The sequence below is a fragment of the Clostridium sp. genome, assembly GCF_016650095.1.
Lineage (GTDB): Bacteria > Bacillota > Clostridia > Clostridiales > Clostridiaceae > Clostridium_AD.
The window spans coordinates 1-2,915 of record NZ_JAENWL010000413.1 but is presented as its reverse complement, the minus strand read 5'-3'; the positions used below and the strand labels follow the sequence as shown (position 1 = coordinate 2,915).

Sequence of the window (2,915 nt, the reverse complement as noted above, 5' to 3'; positions counted from 1 at the left end):
ATTAATAGAAAACATGTCACTTGGAACAGCTGCAGTTGGTTATAGAACAGAATCAATGCATGGTGCAGGCTCACCACAGGCACAAAGAATAATGATAGCAAGACAAAGTAATTTAGCTCATAAAAAAGCTTTAGCAAAAGTGATTGCTAGAATAGATGATGAAAAAATAGTGACATCGGCAGAACATTTAGTTGCAGCCACGACGAGAAAATAATCATTAGCATAAAATGGTAAGGAATAATTTAGGTGTTTCGTACTTCTTTCACAATATGAAATACCTAAATATATATTGAGTTTGCTAACCCAATATATATTTGAAAGAATGGGGTGACGAAATGTTTGCTGAAATTGAAAAAATACTTGAAGTAAAGGTTAGACCAAAACTCGCAGAACACTACGGAAATATTGAACTCGTTAGCTATGACAATGGAATAGTAAAAGTTAAGCTTTTGGGCGAATGTAAAGGATGTCTATCTGCAAAGTATACTGTTGAAGATTTGGTTGAAGTTACACTTAAAGAGGAAATACCTAGCATTAAAAAGGTAATACTAATAAATGAAGTTAGTAAAGAGTTATTAGACCAAGCAAGAAAAATTTTAAATAAGGGTAAAGAATAAGATAATGATAATTGGTATTAAATATTGTGGAGGTTGTAATCCAACTTATGATAGAGCAGATGCAGTATCAAGATTAAAAAAAAATATTGGTATTGGTGATAGTATTGAAACGGCAAAGGAAGGACTCATTTATGATGTAGTTGTTATTTTATGTGGATGTACTAGTGCTTGTGCTTGTCACCAAAATCTTGAAGCTAAATATGAAAAAATATATATAACTAGTGAACGCGATAGTATTAAATTAATTAATATTATAGATAAAATAAAAGTTTCGTTATTAAGGAGAGTGATTGATATGAACTTAGAAGAAATTTATAAATCAAAGGTTGTTACCGCTGAGCAAGCAGTGACAAATATAAAGTCTGGAAACAGAGTGGTAACAGGACATGCTTGTGGGGAACCAACAGATCTTATAGCTGCAATGGTAGCTAATAGTGGAGCTTATGAAAATGTTGAAATCGTACACATGGTGGCAATGGGCCAAGGTGAATATACAAAGCCAGGCATGGAAAAACATTTTAGACATAACTCATTATTTGTAGGTGGAAATACAAGAGAGGCAGTAAGTTCAGGAAGAGCTGATTTTACACCTTGCTATTTTTATGAAGTTCCAAGTCTTTTTAAAGGACCGCTACCAATTGATGTAGCACTTATTCAAGTTTCAGCTCCAGATGAACATGGCTATTGTAGTTTCGGTGTATCTGTTGATTACACAAAGCCCGCAGCAGAATGTGCAAAAATAGTAATTGCAGAAGTAAATAATAAAATGCCAAGAACAATGGGAGATTCTTTTATACATGTTTCTGAAATTGATTATATTGTAGAAGTCAGTCATCAAATAATAGAGCTTCAACCTCCTAGAATTGGAGATATTGAAAAAGCTATTGGAGAGCATTGTGCATCTTTGGTTGAAGATGGTTCTACACTTCAACTTGGAATAGGAGCTATTCCAGATGCGGTACTTCTATTTTTAAGAGACAAAAAAGACTTAGGTATACATTCAGAAATGATTTCAGACGGAGTAGTTGAGCTAGTTGAAGCTGGAGTTGTAACGAATAAGTCTAAGACGACTCATCCAGGGAAAATGGTAGTAACTTTCCTTATGGGAACTCAAAGGCTATACGATTTTGCTAACAATAATCCAATGGTGGAGATGCATTCTGTAGATTATGTAAATGACCCAACGGTAATTATGAAGAATTTTAAGATGGTATCAATAAATTCTTGTGTACAAGTGGACCTAATGGGACAAGTAGCTTCAGAAAGTATTGGATTAAAACAGATAAGTGGTGTCGGTGGTCAGGTAGACTTTGTACGAGGTTCAAATATGAGCAAAGACGGTAAATCTATTATGGCAATGGCGTCAACAGCATCAAAAGGAAAGATTTCTAAAATTGTACCACTGCTTGCTGAAGGCTCAGCAGTTACCACTGGTAGAAACGATGTGAATTATGTAATCACAGAATATGGAATTGCCCAGCTTAAGGGTAAAAATTTAAAGGATAGGGCCAAAGCACTGATAAATATTGCTCATCCAAACTTTAGAGAAGAATTAATTCAAGAATATAAAACAAGATTTAAATGTGACTTTTAACAGATTTTAGTGAATAACTATGTGCCCTTATCAAAGCAAGAGATGATTGATAGGTAATGAAGTAAATTCAATTATTAATGAATGCAACAATAATGGTTTAATCATTTTAAATAGTTTAATTCATTAAACAAAGACTTAGATTACAATATGAGTTAAAAAATAATTTGTCCTTCGCAAAATATAGTATTAAATTAAGTATTTAAGTGCAAAGTATTAAGGTTATTTAAAAACTAAAATTAAATTTGAAACCACTGCCACGGTATTTAAATTTAATTCAGTTAAATTTTAGGAGGTAATATATTATGGAAACAAAAAGTTATATTGAACAAGTGATAGCAAATGTAAAAAAAAGAAATTCTAATGAACCTGAATTTTTACAAACAGTTGAAGAGGTATTAGGATCTTTAGCACCAGTTTTAGATAAACACCCAGAATATATTGAAGAAAATCTTTTAGAAAGATTCTGTGAACCAGAAAGACAAATAATGTTTAGAGTACCATGGGTAGATGATGCAGGTGCAACTCAGGTAAATCGTGGTTTTAAAATACAATTTAACGGAAGCATAGGACCTTTTAAAGGCGGATTAAGATTCCATCCATCAGTTTATATTGGAATCGTTAAATTTTTAGCATTTGAGCAAACATTAAAAAATTCTTTAACTGGACTTCCAATGGGTGGAGGAAAAGGTGGATCTGATTTTGAT

General features: G+C 32.6%; 4 protein-coding genes. All 4 read left to right on the top strand.

Annotated elements, in window-relative coordinates; translation table 11 throughout:
* The coding region (locus tag JJE11_RS17230) for a 4-hydroxyphenylacetate 3-hydroxylase C-terminal domain-containing protein (protein WP_291637848.1) at positions 1–214 on the top strand (214 nt) is incomplete at its 5' end.
* Between the two features lie 121 nt (positions 215–335).
* Entirely contained in the window at positions 336–617 is a 282-nt protein-coding gene (locus JJE11_RS17225; RefSeq protein WP_291637845.1) for a NifU family protein, read from the top strand.
* Positions 618–912: 295 nt separating this feature from the next.
* The gene (locus JJE11_RS17220; RefSeq protein WP_291637849.1) at positions 913–2,211 is read left to right on the top strand and encodes an acetyl-CoA hydrolase/transferase C-terminal domain-containing protein; all 1,299 of its coding nucleotides are present in this window, start codon (positions 913–915) and stop codon (positions 2,209–2,211) included.
* Positions 2,212–2,513: 302 nt separating this feature from the next.
* A partial coding sequence (locus tag JJE11_RS17215; protein WP_291637843.1) for a Glu/Leu/Phe/Val dehydrogenase dimerization domain-containing protein occupies positions 2,514–2,915 on the top strand: 402 nt, incomplete at its 3' end.

Excerpts from the sequence above, each read along its gene's own strand:
- JJE11_RS17225 (WP_291637845.1), top strand. The coding sequence starts at position 336 with ATGTTTGCTGAAATTGAAAAAATACTTGAAGTAAAGGTTAGACCAAAA.
- JJE11_RS17220 (WP_291637849.1), top strand. The coding sequence starts at position 913 with ATGAACTTAGAAGAAATTTATAAATCAAAGGTTGTTACCGCTGAGCAA.